This window comes from Azospirillum fermentarium, from assembly GCF_025961205.1.
Taxonomy (GTDB): Bacteria; Pseudomonadota; Alphaproteobacteria; order Azospirillales; family Azospirillaceae; genus Azospirillum; species Azospirillum fermentarium.
Map to the genome: position 1 here is coordinate 365984 of NZ_JAOQNH010000002.1, position 14017 is coordinate 380000.

14 protein-coding genes (1 of these 14 only partly in view) are annotated in these 14017 nt (G+C 66.5%); 8 read left to right on the forward strand and 6 right to left on the reverse strand.

All coding sequences use genetic code 11. The annotated features are described in order from the left end of the window. Positions 1-9: 9 nt before the first annotated feature. Positions 10-1353, reverse strand: coding sequence for an MBOAT family O-acyltransferase (locus M2352_RS16580; RefSeq protein WP_264665674.1), 1344 nt, complete (start codon positions 1351-1353; stop codon positions 10-12). Positions 1354-1666: 313 nt separating this feature from the next. Here M2352_RS16580 and prfB point away from each other — a divergent pair. Next, positions 1667-2792 (forward strand): peptide chain release factor 2 gene (gene prfB / locus M2352_RS16585; RefSeq protein WP_264665675.1). Its coding sequence is split into 2 segments (ribosomal slippage): positions 1667-1735 and positions 1737-2792, totalling 1125 coding nucleotides; the frame shifts between segments, so codons are not numbered across the junction. 98 nt (positions 2793-2890) lie between these two features. Beyond that, complete coding sequence (locus tag M2352_RS16590) at positions 2891-3193, forward strand: peptidoglycan-binding domain-containing protein (protein ID WP_264665676.1); 303 nt, start codon at positions 2891-2893, stop codon at positions 3191-3193. Between the two features lie 3 nt (positions 3194-3196). Here M2352_RS16590 and M2352_RS16595 read toward each other — a convergent pair whose 3' ends face one another. After that, entirely contained in the window at positions 3197-4528 is a 1332-nt protein-coding gene (locus M2352_RS16595; RefSeq protein WP_264665677.1) for a nucleotidyl cyclase domain-containing protein, read from the reverse strand. A gap of 316 nt (positions 4529-4844) precedes the next feature. Next, positions 4845-6032 (reverse strand): vWA domain-containing protein, encoded by a 1188-nt coding sequence (locus tag M2352_RS16600; protein ID WP_264665678.1) that lies wholly within the window; start codon positions 6030-6032, stop codon positions 4845-4847. A gap of 58 nt (positions 6033-6090) precedes the next feature. On the opposite strand from M2352_RS16600, the gene M2352_RS16605 reads away from it, so the two are divergent. The 3 genes from M2352_RS16605 (at position 6091) to M2352_RS16615 (ending at position 9187) form a co-directional block, all read left to right on the forward strand. After that, positions 6091-6651 carry an HD domain-containing protein gene (locus M2352_RS16605; protein WP_264665679.1) on the forward strand — a complete coding sequence of 187 codons (561 nt, stop codon included), beginning with the start codon at positions 6091-6093 and terminating at the stop codon, positions 6649-6651. 150 nt (positions 6652-6801) lie between these two features. Next, positions 6802-8304: a cytochrome c oxidase accessory protein CcoG gene (gene ccoG, locus M2352_RS16610; RefSeq protein ID WP_264665680.1), complete on the forward strand. Its 1503-nt coding sequence runs from the start codon at positions 6802-6804 to the stop codon at positions 8302-8304. Between the two features lie 82 nt (positions 8305-8386). Continuing rightward, positions 8387-9187, forward strand: coding sequence for an aminotransferase class IV (locus tag M2352_RS16615; protein WP_264665681.1), 801 nt, complete (start codon positions 8387-8389; stop codon positions 9185-9187). On the opposite strand, the gene M2352_RS16620 is transcribed toward M2352_RS16615, so the two are convergent. After that, positions 9177-11291, reverse strand: a complete 2115-nt coding sequence (locus M2352_RS16620; RefSeq protein WP_264665682.1) for a DUF4139 domain-containing protein — start codon at positions 11289-11291, stop codon at positions 9177-9179. The two genes, M2352_RS16615 and M2352_RS16620, sit on opposite strands and share 11 nt — an antisense overlap. Positions 11292-11534: 243 nt before the next feature. On the opposite strand from M2352_RS16620, the gene M2352_RS16625 reads away from it, so the two are divergent. Next, complete coding sequence (locus M2352_RS16625; RefSeq protein ID WP_264665683.1) at positions 11535-11918, forward strand: Rid family hydrolase; 384 nt, start codon at positions 11535-11537, stop codon at positions 11916-11918. Positions 11919-11946: 28 nt separating this feature from the next. Here M2352_RS16625 and M2352_RS16630 read toward each other — a convergent pair whose 3' ends face one another. Together M2352_RS16630 and M2352_RS16635 are read right to left on the reverse strand one after the other, a co-directional pair. Then, on the reverse strand, positions 11947-12225 hold the full coding sequence (locus M2352_RS16630) for a hypothetical protein (RefSeq protein ID WP_264665684.1): 279 nt from the start codon (positions 12223-12225) through the stop codon (positions 11947-11949). Positions 12226-12310: 85 nt separating this feature from the next. Further along, positions 12311-12496, reverse strand: coding sequence for a hypothetical protein (locus M2352_RS16635; RefSeq protein ID WP_264665685.1), 186 nt, complete (start codon positions 12494-12496; stop codon positions 12311-12313). Between the two features lie 242 nt (positions 12497-12738). On the opposite strand from M2352_RS16635, the gene M2352_RS16640 reads away from it, so the two are divergent. Continuing rightward, complete coding sequence (locus M2352_RS16640) at positions 12739-13452, forward strand: response regulator (protein WP_264665686.1); 714 nt, start codon at positions 12739-12741, stop codon at positions 13450-13452. 52 nt (positions 13453-13504) lie between these two features. Further along, positions 13505-14017, forward strand: partial view of a 2-hydroxychromene-2-carboxylate isomerase gene (locus M2352_RS16645; protein ID WP_264665687.1) — the 5' portion only. Its footprint extends 90 nt past the window's final position; 513 of the gene's 603 nt are visible here — the first part of the coding sequence; it begins with the start codon at positions 13505-13507; its stop codon lies off the right edge, out of view.

Consider the following 14017-nt stretch of genomic DNA (forward strand, 5'->3'; position numbering starts at 1 on the left):
CTTACACGGTCAGAATTGGAAATAGATGAAGGACCGGTTGCCGAAGCTGCCCACCAGCAGCAGCAGCACGATCAGCGACGAACAGGCGAACGACCGCACCACCACCGGAGCGCCGGCATAGCGCCGGGTCATGCCCCCTTCGATCAGGGCGTCGATGGAGAACACCACCAGGGCGGCGATGGCGACCCGCAGCAGCGCCGTGGTCTGCTGCATCCCGTGGGGCAGGGAAAAATCGCCCTGCGCGATGATGCCCAGGATCGTGGTCACCGTGTCCATGCCGTCGGCGCGGAAGGGCAGCCACGTCAGGGTGATACCCATGAACACCCCGGCGATCACCAGCGGCCGCAGCGCCCGCCGGCCCCAGGCGGGCAGGCCGAGGCCCAGGAACCGCACCGCCCGCCGTCCGGCATCCTCGGCCAGCACCAGACCGGCGTGCATGGCCCCCCACAGCACGAAGGTCCAGTTCGCCCCGTGCCACAGCCCCGACACCAGCATGGTGAAGACGACGTTGCGCACCCGCAGGGCATAGGTACGGTTGCCCCCCAGCGGGATGTAAAGGTAGTCCCGGAACCACGACGACAGGGAGATGTGCCAGCGCCGCCAGAAATCCCCGAATCCGGTGGCGAAATAGGGCCGGGCGAAATTGGGGCACAGACGGTAGCCATAGACCTGCGCCAGCCCGATGGCGATCAGCGAATAACCCGCGAAATCACCGTAGATCTGCAGGCTGAAGCACACCATGCCGATGATGTGGTTCAGCGCGTTGTAGAATTCCGGCTGGGCGAAGCGGGCGTCCACCACCGCGGCGGCGTTGTCGGCCAGCACCAGCTTGAGGAAATAGCCCCAGACGATCTTTTCCAATCCGTTGAAGCGGAAGGCGAAATCCACCTTCTCCGGCGGCTGGGCGATCTGGGGCAGCAGGTCGCGGGCGCGCACGATGGGGCCGGCGACCAGTTGGGGAAAGAAGGCGACGAAGGTGGCATAGTTGACCAGCGACCGCTCCGCCTTCAATTCACCCTTGTAGACGTCCAGCGTGTAGCTGAGATTCTGGAAGGTGTAGAAGGAGATGCCCACCGGCAGGATGATCGACAGGGCGGTGTGGCCCGCGTCGATGCCCAGGCTGGCCAGAGCCGTCTGGGCGCTGTCGATGAAGAAGTTGAAGTATTTGAAGAAGAACAGGATGGCGAGGTTGCTGCCGACGCTGAGGTACAGGTAGTGACGCGCTTCGTCCCGGCTGCGCGCGTCGGCCACCCGCAGCCCGGCCCAGAAGTCGATGACGGTGGTCAGCGCCAGCAACGCGCAGAAGCGGTAATCCCACCAGCCATAAAAGATATAGCTGCTGACCAGAAGCATCGGTGTAAACGCCCGTGTTCGCGCAAGCGCCAGGAACAGGGCGGTAAAGACCGTGATGAAAAGCAGAAATGAAAGACTGGAAAAGTTCATGGCCGCGCACCGCATTGGTTGCCCCGCAACAAGGTGGCACAAGGCCTCCAACCTTTCCCGGCAGCAAAGGGGGGCCATAAGCGGGGCAAGCTGGCGTATCCGTTGGGGGTGCGGCCCCGGCCTTTCGTTCGGGGAACGCCAGTTTGGGGGTGCAAACCCCGGCACAAGGCGCTACATAACTCCCCGCTTTCGTATTCACTCTGGCTGACGAGGAGGCTCGCCCATGCGCGCCGAGATCGAAGCGGCCGCTGGCGAGATCCGTGACTCGCTGGCGCTGCTGAGGAGGCATCTTTGACTGGGACAACGCACTGCGCCGTCTCGACGAACTGAATGCCCTGTCCGAAGACCCCAAGCTGTGGGACGACCCCGACCGCGCGCAGAAGATCATGCGCGAGCGCACCCAGCTTGAAACCTCGGTCAACGGTTACCGCGCGCTGGAACGGGATCTCTCCGATTCCCTGGAACTGATCGAAATGGGCGAGGCGGAAGAGGACGCGACCGTCGTCGCCGACGCCGAAACCCAGCTCTATGCCCTGCGCGACCGCGCGGGCAAGCTGCAGATCGAAAGCCTGCTGTCGGGCGAAGCCGACGCCAACGACTGCTTCGTCGAAGTCAACGCCGGTGCCGGCGGGACCGAGGCGCAGGACTGGGCGCTGATGCTGCTGCGCATGTACCTGCGCTGGGCCGAACAGCACGGCTACAAGACCGAATGGCTGGAAGAAAGCCCCGGCGAAGAAGCGGGCATCAAATCCGCCACCGTCCAAATCAAGGGCCACAACGCCTATGGCTGGATGAAGACGGAGGCCGGGGTCCACCGGCTGGTGCGCATCAGCCCGTTCGACAGCCAGGCCCGGCGCCAGACCAGCTTTGCCGCCGTGTCCATCAGCCCGGTGATCGACGACAAGATCAACATCGAGATCAACGAAAAGGACTGCCGCATCGACACCTACCGCGCGTCGGGTGCCGGCGGCCAGCACATCAACAAGACGGACTCCGCGGTTCGAATCACCCACCTGCCCACCAACATCGCGGTGAGCTGTCAGCAGGAACGTTCCCAGCACAAGAACCGCGCCAAGGCGTGGGACATGCTGCGCGCGCGCCTGTACGAACGGGAACTGAAGATCCGCGAAGACGCCGCCGCGGCGCTGGAAGCCCAGAAGACCGACATCGGCTGGGGCCACCAGATCCGCAGCTATGTGCTGCATCCCTATCAGATGGTCAAGGATCTGCGCACGTCGGTGGAAACCTCCAACTCCCAAGGGGTGTTGGACGGCGATATCGACCGTTTCCTGGAAGCCGCCCTGGCCGCCCGGATCAAGGGGCAGAGCGACGAACAGGACGGCGCGTAACGCCGGGGGAGTGCGTTTTGCGAAGGGGATCCTTCCCCTTCGCGCTTCCCCGCCAAGGGCCGGGAGGCCCTTGGAACCCAACTTCAAGGAGGGTTTCTATGGGGCGTGTTCTGCTTTTTGTGGGGGCGGTCCTTCTGGTGTCCATGCAGGGTGCCGCGGCGCGGTGCGTGGAAGAGGACGCCATGGGCTCCGACACCCTGCGCGGCTATGTGGAAGGCATCCAGACCGCGCTCGCCGACCATGGCTTCAAGCCCGGCCCGGCGGACGGCAAGACCGGGCCGCGCACCCGTTCCGCCATCAAGGCGTACCAGAAAAAGGCCAGGCTGGCCGTCGATGGCTGCGTCAGCCAGGCGCTGATCGACCATCTGAACTTCGCCGAGCCGAAGGTCTACGCCCGCTGAGCCTTAGACGCTTCCCGGCCGGTGTTTCGGGCGGGCGCGCATCAGCAGATCCTTTTCCGTGCAGCGGACCATGTGCTGGGGGTAGGGGTCGTCCGAGCCGATGATCGGCCCGGACAGGTACTTGAATCCCGCCTTCACCGCCAGATCCATGGTCCGTCTGTCACGCACGCCGTCCACGTGCGCGCTGAGCCCCACCTTGTGGCAGGCGGCGCTGAAATGCTCCAACTCCAGGGCGGCCTTGGTCCCCTCGGCATAGGGGCTGAGTTCGATGCCGGCGGCCTTGATCCCGCACTGGGCATAGGTGGCCAGATCGGCGCCGTCCTCCTCCGTGCGCGCGGTGACGGAGCGGCCCACCGCGTGCAGGGCGGTGACGATTTCGTTCAGCCGGCCCATGGGGATGCCCCGCGGCAACCCCACCAGCCCGAAGCTGACGAACGGTGCCAGATATTTCGAAATCATCCGGCAGGTGGTCAGATAATCCCGCCGCCGCTTGGTGTTGGCCATGGTCTCGAAATGGACCGGCAGAACCAGGATATAGCGGAACCTGTTCTGGAACAGTTCGGTCAGGGTCGCCACAGCCTCCAGCAACGTGTGGCGGTCCAGATCCAGAATGGCGTTCACATCCTCCCGATCGTCCAGCACCGCATAGCCGATCAGGGGCGCGAAGCCCGTACGGGTCAGCCGGGGCTGGCAGGCATAGGTGGACGTCACATGGGCCATGGCGTCCCAGATGGGATGGTGGACGAAATCCAGCACGCCGGGATCGGGCGCCGGCACCATGACGCCGGCATCACCACCCGCGCCGTCGCCGAAAACGCCGTCGCGTGCGTCATGGCCGCCGGCCTTGGCGGCCAGGCCGTCCAGCAGGCTGCCCAGCGCATGGGATTCCAGCAGCATCTGGCCGTTCATGTCCACGACCACCGTCTGGACCGTGATGTCGTGGGTATCCTGGTGGCCCAGCAGCAGTTCCATCAACTGGGTCTTGATCCGGCCACAGGTGATCTGCGCCTTGCTCTTGTCCTTGGATGCGAAGACGACCAGATAGGTTTCGCCGCCGTAGCGGATCCAGGCATCGGCGGGGGACAGGTTCTTTTGCAAGATCCGTTCGGTGACGTCGTGGACCCTCTGTTCGATTATGTCCCACTTGCGCCCGGCCCGTTCGCGGATTTCTTCCAACCCCAGCAGATGGACACAGCCGGCGGGGACGGTGGAATGGGTGGTCAGGATCTGCCGCGCCTTTCGGCGGAAATCATCGTTGATGAGGAACGAAGCCGGCAGGTTGGTGTCGGTCGCCATCGTGCGGTGAGCCTCGCGTGCGGGTGTGGCGTCAGGCATGGCGCAAGCCCGTAAGGGGATTTTGTCCATGATCGGCCTCCCTTTCCGTGGGATCTGCTTTTTCTCAATATAGGTTGACGACGGTTATTCAACCGTAAACGAGGGCTGAAACTGTCCCGGTTTCCGTGCTTGAAAGAGGAGCTAGGGCCATCGGCAAGAATGCATAGAACGATTATCCAGGAAATGAGGGAGAGGGAAATCTTTCCGTAATAAGGTTCATTCGGCCCGATAACCCTACACGTACAGGGGAATTTGGGCGGAATTGCTTGATTTCACCCTCTGTGTTCATTTGTTTCGGGTTCTGTTTTCTTAAAGATCACAGCAGCGCCCGCATGGCCCGATCCAGCCCCTGGATGGTCAGGGGGAACATCCGGTCCTCCATGATCTTCTTCATCAGCCGGGTGGATTCCGTGTAGCCCCAGCGGTCTTCGGGCACCGGGTTCAGCCACACCGCCCGGCGGTAGACCGACAGTACCCGCTGCATCCACACCCGCCCCGCTTCCTCGTTCCAGTGCTCCACGCTGCCGCCGTCGTAGAGGATCTCATAGGGGCTCATGGCGGCGTCGCCGACGAACACCAGCTTGTAATCGGCGGGATAGGTGTGGAGCATGTCCCAGGTGGGCATCCGCTCGTCGAAGCGGCGGGCGTTGTCGCGCCACACGCTCTCATAGATGCAGTTGTGGAAGTAGAAGGTTTCCAGGTGCTTGAACTCCGTCCGCACGGCGGAGAACAGCTCCTCGCACAGGCGGATGTGGTCGTCCATGGACCCGCCGATGTCCAAAAGCAGCAGCAGTTTGACGGCGTTGTGCCGCTCCGGCACCATCTTCAGGTCCAGATAGCCGGCGTTGCCGGCGGTGGCGCGGATGGTGCCCGGCAGGTCCAGTTCGCTGGCGGCCCCGGTGCGGGCGAAGCGGCGCAGGCGGCGCAGCGCCACCTTGATGTTGCGGGTGCCCAGCTCCACCGTGTCGTCGAGATTGCGGAATTCGCGGCGGTCCCACACCTTCACCGCCCGGCGGTGGCGCGATTCGCTCTGGCCGATGCGCACGCCCTCGGGGTTGTAGCCCCAGGCGCCGAAGGGGGAGGTGCCGGCGGTGCCGATCCATTTCGACCCGCCCTGGTGCCGGCCCTGCTGCTCCTTCAGGCGCTGGGCCAGGGTTTCCATCAGCGTCTCCCAGCCGCCCAGCGACTGGATCTGGGCTTTTTCCTCGTCGGTCAGGAAACGTTCGGCCAGTTTGCGCAGCCATTCCTCGGGCAGGTCGGCCACCGGCACCGCCTCCCCCGCCGCCGGGGTTTCGCCGATGCCCTTGAACACCTGGGCGAACACCCGGTCGAAGCGGTCCAGGTTGCGTTCGTCCTTCACCAGACACGACCGGCTCAGGTAATAGAAATCTTCCACGCTGTGGCCGGCGACGTGGCGTTTCATCGCCTCCATCAGCGTGAGATACTCCTTGAGCGACACCGGCACGCCGACGCGGCGCAGTTCGAAGAAAAAGCTGGTGAACATGGGCACTCCGGTCCCGTGTCTGGTGTGGCCGAACAACGACTGGTCAGGAGATGATACCGTGATTTCGCCGTCGCAGCCCCCGCTTTTGGCGTTCACCCGCGCGCTGGAATTCGCCGCCCACAAGCACACCGACCAGCGGCGCAAGGGGCTGCGCGCCGAACCCTACATCAACCATCTGGCGGAGGTCGCCCATCTGGTGGCCGAGGCCACGGGGGGCGAGGATGTGGAGGCGGTGATCGCCGGCCTGCTGCACGATACCATGGAAGACACCGACACCAGCCGCGAGGAACTGGAAAAGATGTTCGGTCCCACCATCGCCGCCATCGTGTCGGAGGTGACCGACGACAAGCGTCTGACCCGTGCCGAGCGCAAGCAGCGCCAGATCGACACCGCGCCGGCCGCTTCGCCCAAGGCCAAGCTGGTCAAGATCGCCGACAAAATCAGCAACCTGCGCTCCATGAAGGTGTCGCCGCCGGCCAACTGGTCGCTGTCCCGCCGCCGGGAATACTTCACCTGGGCCGCCGCGGTGGTGGAGGGGCTGCGCGGCACCAACGCCACCCTGGAACGGCTGTTCGACGAGGCCTATCACACCGGGCTGGCCTCGCTGGAAGAAGAATAAGCGTTCCTGCGGCATCGTGTCGTGCGGGGGGATTGACGGCCCGCAATGTGACTTGGTTACAGACCGCCTAGGATAAGGGTCATAGGATTTTTCCATCGTCCCGGAGCGGGTCCGGCCCCGCCGGCCCCGCCGATGGTGTGAGGCGCATCCATGACCCTCCTCAACCCCTTCGCTCCCAAGGCCGACGCCGCCGGCGCCAGCGATTCCCGTCATGAGCATCATGAGGAGGAGCCGCGGCGCCATCTGTTCGTCAACCGGCCCAAGGTCTATCCCGCCGATGTCCATGGACCCTTCCGCCGGCTGAAATGGCTGGTGGTGGGGCTTCTGCTGGCCGTCTATTACGTCACCCCCTGGCTGCGGTGGGAGCGCGGCCCCGGCATCCCCGACCAGGCGGTGCTGGTGGATATGGTCGGGCGGCGGGCCTATTTCTTCTTCATCGAGATCTGGCCGCAGGAGGTCTATTACCTGACCGGCCTGCTGATCATCGGGGCGTTCGCCATCTTCGCCGCCTCCACCATGGTGGCGCGGCTGTGGTGCGGCTACACCTGCCCGCAGACGGTGTGGAGCGACCTGTTCATGTGGGTCGAGCGCAAGATCGAGGGCGGGCGCACCGACCGCATCCGGCTGGACAAGGCGCCGCTCAGCACCGCCAAGATCCTGAAGAAGACCGCCAAGCACGGCGCCTGGATCGTCATCTCGCTCCTGACCGGCGGGGCGTGGATCTTCTATTTCAACGATGCGCCCACCCTGCTGCGCCAGATGGCCCAGGGGGAGGTGTCGTCGGGCGTGCTGCTGTTCACCGGCCTGTTCGCCTTCACCACGTATTTCTTTGCCGGCTGGGCGCGGGAACAGATCTGCATCTACGTCTGCCCCTGGCGCAGCTACCAATCGGCGATGATGGACGAGGACACCTTCGTCGTCACCTACCAGGACTGGCGCGGCGAGAACCGCCACCCGGTGCGCAAATCCCAAAGCTGGGAGGAGCGGGCGGCGGAGGGCTGGGGCGACTGCGTGGATTGCAAGCTGTGCGTCCACGTCTGCCCCACCGGCACCGACATCCGCAAGGGCCAGCAGATTTCCTGCATCGGCTGCGGCCTGTGCGTGGATGCCTGCAACAGCGTGATGGAACAGATGGGCCGCCCCGGCAACCTGATCCTGTACGACAGCCAGTCGAACCAGATCGCCAAGACCGAGGGCAAGCCGGCCACCGTGCGGCTGATCCGCCCGCGCACCATCGTCTATGGCCTCATCATGCTCACGGTCTCGTGCGTGATGGCGGCGGCCCTGCTGTTGCGCCCGTCGGTGGAGGTGTCGGTGTTGCGCGACCGGGCACCGCTGTTCGTCACCCTGTCCACCGGCGACATCCAGAACGCCTACACGATCAAGATCCTGAACAAGACCCACACGGCCCGCGACTATGCCGTCGGCCTCAGCGGTCTGCCCGCCGCCCGCCTGTCCCTGGCCGGGGAGGGCGGGGAGGTGGCTGCCGCCCTGAACCTGTCGGCGGCGCCGGATTCGGTGGCCACATACCGTATCCTGGTCCGCACGCCTGCGGGATCGGTGGCGTCCGGGTCCAGCGACGTGTCGGTGGTGGTGACCGACAAGGCCAGCGGCGAGGCCGCCCGCCATGGCACGGTCTTCATGGCCCCGTAACGGTGTGTTGAGCGCTTGCGGCGGTGCGCTGCCTCCCCCATTGTCCCCCCGATCGGGTGACAGGAAAGGGAGGCAGCGCACCATGTCTGTCTGGCTGAACGGAGCGATTCTCGACGACGGTGCCGCCGCCATCGCCCCCGGCGACCGTGGCTTCACCCTGGGCGACGGGCTGTTCGAAACCATGGCGGTGCGGGATGGCCGCATCCTGCGGCTCGACGGCCACCGGGCGCGGCTGGCCGCCGGGGCGGCGGTGCTGGACCTGCCCCTGCCGCCGCTGGATCTGGACGGGATGACGGCGGCGTTGCTGCGGGTCAATGGCCTGACCGATGCGACACTGCGCCTGACCGTCACCCGCGGCTGCGGCCCGCGGGGCGTTCTGCCGCCGGCGGACCCGGTGCCCACGGTCCTGTTGACCGCCGCCCCGTTTCCGGCGCCCCTGCCGCCGGCCTCCTGCATCACCGCCACCGTGACCCGCCGCAACGAGCATTCGCCCCTGTCGCGGATCAAGTGCCTGAATTATCTCGACAACATCCTGGCGCGGCAGGAGGCGCAGCGGGCCGGGGCCGGCGAGGCCATCCTGCTGAACACCGCGGGCCGGGTGGCGGAGGCGACGGCGGCGACCCTGTTCGTGGTGCTCGGCGGGCGCCTGCTGACGCCGCCGGTGTCCGATGGCGCCCTTCCCGGCGTGCTGCGCGCCGCGGTGCTGGAGCAGGCGGGGGCGGAGGCGTCCCTGACCCCGGATGATCTTTCGGTGTGCGAGGAGGCGTTCCTGAGCAGCAGCCTGGGCCTGCGTCCCATCGCCGTCCTGGACGGGCGTCCCCTGCCACGGGTGGGGGAGGCGCCGGAACGCCTCACCCCCCTGCTGTTTCCGCTTACAGCTTGACGCTGCGGGCGGCGTCGGCCACGGCCTTTTGTGCCGCATCGCTGTCGCGGCGGGCGGCGGCCAGTTCCTTGGCCAGGGCATCCAGGCGGGTTTCCTGCTCGCTCATCTTGGTCAGGGTGCGCTTGTACAGATCGCTGTCCTTGGGCAGAGCCCCCAGGTTGTCGCGCAGCCGTTCCTGCTCGGCGGTGATCTCGGTCCGCTCCTTTTCCAGGCCGGCGATGCGGCGCTGGTGCTCGGCCAGGGTGACGCGCAGGGTCATCAGCCGTTCCAGCGCCGTCTTCAGCGCCGGGGGCAGGGCGCGGCCCGACAGGTGCGCCCCCAGTTGGTCGGCGGACAGGTCGGCCAGCACCACCCGCTCCAGCCGTGGACGCTCCAGCGTCACGGTCAGCGATGCCTTGCCGTCCGCCGGCACCGTCACCGGCAAGCGGTAGGCATCGGCGGTGGTGTCGGGGGTGCTCCCCTTCGGTTCCGCCAGAGACCAGCCGGGGCGGCGGGGGTGTTCGATCACCAGCGTGCGTTCCTCACCCACCGAGCCGGCGATGGTGTAGGTGGTGGTCTGCCGCTCCATCAGGGTGACCGTCATCACCCCGTCGGCGGCGGTGACGGCGCTGATGGTCTGGCCCGGCTGTTCGCTGCGGTCGATGCGCAGCTTCTGGTCGAGGGAGAAGCTCAGCAGCCGCCGGTCTCCCGCCGGCACCGCCCCCATGCGGGCATCGCCCACGTACGACACCGCACCGCCGCCGTCACGCTCGTACAGGGTCAGAACCCCCGGCGGCAGGCTGACCGTCCCGGCGCCGCTGTTGTCCAGCCGCACCGCCGCCAGCGGGTTGCGCGGGTGGGCCGCCGGCTGGAACAGGTCCACGCGGGTGACCGGCACGCTGCGGGCCACGATGGGCAGCATCAACGATTCACCGCTGGCGAGCGTCACCGGCTGCGGCGCCCGGAACACCACTTGCGAGGTGGCCTCGGTGCTTTCGGCGGCGGCAAGCTGGGCGGCACCCGGCGTTTCGGGCCGCTGCAAGGCACGGCCCATGGGGGCCGGCGGCGGCGGGGCGGCGGCTGGGGCCGGTGCCATCATCGCCTTGGCCGCGGGCGGCTCGCGCGCGTCCGCCTGATATCCCGACTCGGCAGCCATGGGCACGGTCCCGTCGTCGGCGCGCGGCAGGATGCGGCCCAGCACCTCCACCGGCACCTGCGGGCGGGCGACGTAATAGCTGTCGTACAGCGCCTGACGGAAGGTCACCGGGTTGCCCGAGACCACGGTCAGCTCCACCCCGGACCAATCGGCGCCGCTGCGGTTTTCCAGCACCGCCCAGCCCTGAAGGTCGCCGCTGGTGGCGCCTGCCGCCGGCAGGGTCAGGCGGTATGTGGCCTTCCACAGCGGTGCCTCGGCCACATAGGCCACGCGCACGGTGCGGCTGCCGGTCCCGGCGGTGCGGATGGACAGGGTGCGGCGCTCCTGCTCGCCCTGGCGTGCCAGCGCCGACAGGGCGCGGTCGAGCTGCGCCTGCTTTTCCGGCTCGGCCAGGGTCAGGCTTTCGGCCTCTTCCAGGATCAGGTGCTGCAGGCCGGATGGGGTGACCAGCGTCACCCGGTGGCGGGTGGTGGTGGCACCGCTGGAAAGCGTGGTGGTCTCCGGCTGCACCGACAGCAGGCGCCCTTCCACCGTGCGGTTGCCGGTGGCGCGGACCACCGATCCCTTCAACGCGGTCAGCAGGCTGATGGGGTTGTCCAGCGCGTCGGGGGGGAAGGGCAGGCCGTCGAACACCGCCTTCAACGGCTCATTGCCGGGCAGGGCGATGGTGCCGACTCCGCCGGCATCGTCATAGACAACGATGCTTTTCAGCACGTCGTCCACCTGATCCCGGCGCACGGTCAGCGGCAGGGTGGCATCGCCCGACACCCGTCCTTCGTATTCGTAATACCCCACGCCGCCGGTGGACAGCAGGACACGTTTCAGCGTCAGGTCCGCCGCTGCCGCCTGGGCGAGGGCCGGTTGGGCGGGCAGCACCGACATGGACAGGGGCAGGGCCAGAACTGTCCACCCCAGCATTGCCGCCGGGCCGCCGTGGCGTTTCGTGTCCAATGTCTTATCCAATGGCATATCGGGTTTTTCCCCTGTTTTGAAATGTTCGTCCGGCCATCACTTTCCCAGCTTTGGGAATGGGCCTTGGGGTCATATGGGGATCGGCGCAGGCTTTGCCCCATCCGGTGCAGTGTTGCCACAGAAAGCGGAAAGAATGGGGCGCTGTTTTGCCGCTGCATTTTTAGCTGGCAAAGGTGTGCGGGCCTGTCATCTTTTCGTCTCAAAAAAGACACTGCAACGAAAGTTTGGGAGGAAACAGGAATGGCATCGGTTCATTCGACCTTCGCCGCGGCGTCGGTGCGGCGCCGTGGTGGCGCCCATGCCCGCGCCGTGGTCGGCGGGCGCTGGGTGTTCGTGTCGGGCAGCAACGGTTTTGGGGCCGACGGCTGCGATATCCCCGATGATGCCGCGGAACAGGCGCACCGGGCCTTCCACAATCTGCGCCAGGCCTTGACCGAGGTGGAGGCGGGCCTGGACGATATCGTGCGGCTGCGCGTCTATGTCTCCGATTCCCGCGACATTCCGCGGGTTGCGCCGGTGCTGGGGGATTATTTCACCGATGCCTGCCCGGCGCGCAGCGTGGTCGCCTGTCCTCTGGCCGATCCCCGCATGAAGGTCGAGATCGAGGCGACGGCCCGGCGCTGATGCGTCCCTGGAACCATGCCCTTTGCCGTCACGCCCCTATGGCCACGGGCCGGCAGGCGGCGGTGTCCGCTTCCGCCCCGTCCAGCCAGCGGATCATCATGGTCCGCCACAGCTCCGGCACGGGGGCGTGCAGCGCCTCCCCATGAAAAAAGAACCCTCCCTCCCGTTCCGGCGCAGGCCGGGCGGGGAGGGAGGAGGGGAGGGGAAGCACCCGTTCACTGCCCGGTTGCTTCGGAGGAAGGCCGTTGGAAAGGGGAGCGGGCCGGTCCGCCCGCCGGCAGGTTTCCGCAAAGGACAGAATGGTCATGGCATGATCCGTGGAAAGCGGAAGACCCCGGCGGTGGGGTGGGGCGGCTGGCCGGCCCGGTTGAAACACTCTCGCGGTGAAAGACTCAAGGAGCCGGCGGCAGTGTGCGCGCCGATTCCAGATGACGCCGGGCCTCCGACAGCATCTGCTGCTGTTGGCGCAAGGCTTCCCGGAGCGGCATCCGGCTGTCGTAAAGACGGACTTCGTTCAACAGCCGGTCGGCACGGTCCAGGTGGGCAATCCGCTGCAGGCAATGGTCAAACGCGGTCATCGCTATGCTCTCCCGTCGTCAATCGGCGTGTCCGGGGGTGCGTCCCTCCGACGCTGGTGATTAAACCCGAAGAATATGTCTTCCCCATTTCAGGTTTCCGCGTTTTTGGTTTCGTGGGAAAGAGAGCTTGTTTCAATCGACACACTCTTCCGCGGGGGGCGGGGAGTGTGTTACAAGCCTGTAACCGATAGCGGGCATGCCGCCGGCCCGGTGTCGGTGCCATGGGCGGGGGGATGGTGATCATGCACATTCTTGCGGTCGATGATGACGAGCCGATCCGGGAACTGCTGGCGTCGTACCTGGCGGCGGAGGGGTTCCGGGTCTCCACGGCGCACGACACCGCTTCGGCGCGGACGGTGCTGGGCAGCGATCCGGCGGACCTGGTGGTCTGCGACCTGCGGCTGCCCGACGGCGATGGGCTGGGGCTGGTGCGGCAGATCCGCTCCGAATCCCATATCCCGGTTATCATCCTGTCGTCCAAGGACCAGGATGTGGACCGCATCGTCGGGCTGGAACTGGGGGCCGACGATTACCTGACCAAGCCTTTCAACCCTCGTGAACTGCTGGCGCGCATCAAGGCGGTGCTGCGCCGCGTCTCGGGGGAACAGCGCCCGGCCCGCTCGGCGGAGGAGCTGCGGGCGGTGGTTCAGTTCGCCAATTGGGAACTGGACCTGACCGCCCAGCGGCTGCGGGGCCAGGACGGGCGCGAGGTGGAACTGACCAAGGCCGAATTCGGCCTGCTTGCCGCCTTCGTCAAGCGGCCTCAGCGGGTGCTGACCCGCGACCAGTTGCTGGACCTGACCCGCGCCGACGGGGCGGAGGTGTTCGACCGCTCCATCGACGTGCTGATCCTGCGCCTGCGCCGCAAGATCGAAGCGAATCCGAAGGAGCCGCGCATCATCAAAACCGAACGCGGTGCCGGTTACGTGTTTGATTCCAAGGTCCGCACCGTTTAGCCTTCCTTCCATAAGGGCCGGTTCACGGCCCGCGTGTGAGGGAGGAACGGGTATGGGTGCGCCCATCGACTTCTATTTCGACTTCGCCTCGCCGTACGGCTATTTCGCCAGCCTGAGAATCGATGCCATTGCCGCCCGCCATGGGCGGACGGTGGCATGGCGCCCCATCCTGCTGGGGGCCGTGTTCAAGGTCACCGGCATGAAGCCCAACATGCAGCAGCCGCTGCGGGGCGATTACCTGAAACACGACGTCCACCGCATCGCCCGGCGCTCGGGCGCGCCCTTCACCTGGCCGGCGGCGATGCCGATTCTGGGGGTCAGCGCCTCCCGTGCCTTCTGGTGGCTGGAGGGGCGCGATCCGGCCGCGGCCCGCCGCCTGGCCGGTGCCCTCTATCACGCCCATTGGGGGGAGGGACGGGACATCTCCGCCGCGGAAGCCGTTGTGGAAATCGCAGCTTCCCAGGGCCTGGACGCAGCAGAGGTGGCCGCCGCCCTGCAAGACCCGGCGGTCAAGGACCGGCTGCGCCAGGAAACCGACCGGGCCATCGAACGCGGCGTGTTCGGC

What these genes read in the sequence shown, in the direction of transcription:
- M2352_RS16625 (WP_264665683.1), top strand. Translation starts at nt 11,535, where the DNA reads ATGGCATCGGTTCATTCGACCTTCGCCGCGGCGTCGGTGCGGCGCCGT.
- ccoG (WP_264665680.1), top strand. Translation starts at nt 6,802, where the DNA reads ATGACCCTCCTCAACCCCTTCGCTCCCAAGGCCGACGCCGCCGGCGCC.
- M2352_RS16600 (WP_264665678.1), bottom strand. Translation starts at nt 6,032, where the DNA reads ATGTTCACCAGCTTTTTCTTCGAACTGCGCCGCGTCGGCGTGCCGGTG.
- M2352_RS16595 (WP_264665677.1), bottom strand. Translation starts at nt 4,528, where the DNA reads ATGCCTGACGCCACACCCGCACGCGAGGCTCACCGCACGATGGCGACC.
- M2352_RS16640 (WP_264665686.1), top strand. Translation starts at nt 12,739, where the DNA reads ATGCACATTCTTGCGGTCGATGATGACGAGCCGATCCGGGAACTGCTG.
- M2352_RS16580 (WP_264665674.1), bottom strand. Translation starts at nt 1,353, where the DNA reads ATGCTTCTGGTCAGCAGCTATATCTTTTATGGCTGGTGGGATTACCGC.
- M2352_RS16630 (WP_264665684.1), bottom strand. Translation starts at nt 12,225, where the DNA reads ATGACCATTCTGTCCTTTGCGGAAACCTGCCGGCGGGCGGACCGGCCC.
- M2352_RS16620 (WP_264665682.1), bottom strand. Translation starts at nt 11,291, where the DNA reads ATGCCATTGGATAAGACATTGGACACGAAACGCCACGGCGGCCCGGCG.
- M2352_RS16615 (WP_264665681.1), top strand. Translation starts at nt 8,387, where the DNA reads ATGTCTGTCTGGCTGAACGGAGCGATTCTCGACGACGGTGCCGCCGCC.
- M2352_RS16635 (WP_264665685.1), bottom strand. Translation starts at nt 12,496, where the DNA reads ATGACCGCGTTTGACCATTGCCTGCAGCGGATTGCCCACCTGGACCGT.
- M2352_RS16590 (WP_264665676.1), top strand. Translation starts at nt 2,891, where the DNA reads ATGGGGCGTGTTCTGCTTTTTGTGGGGGCGGTCCTTCTGGTGTCCATG.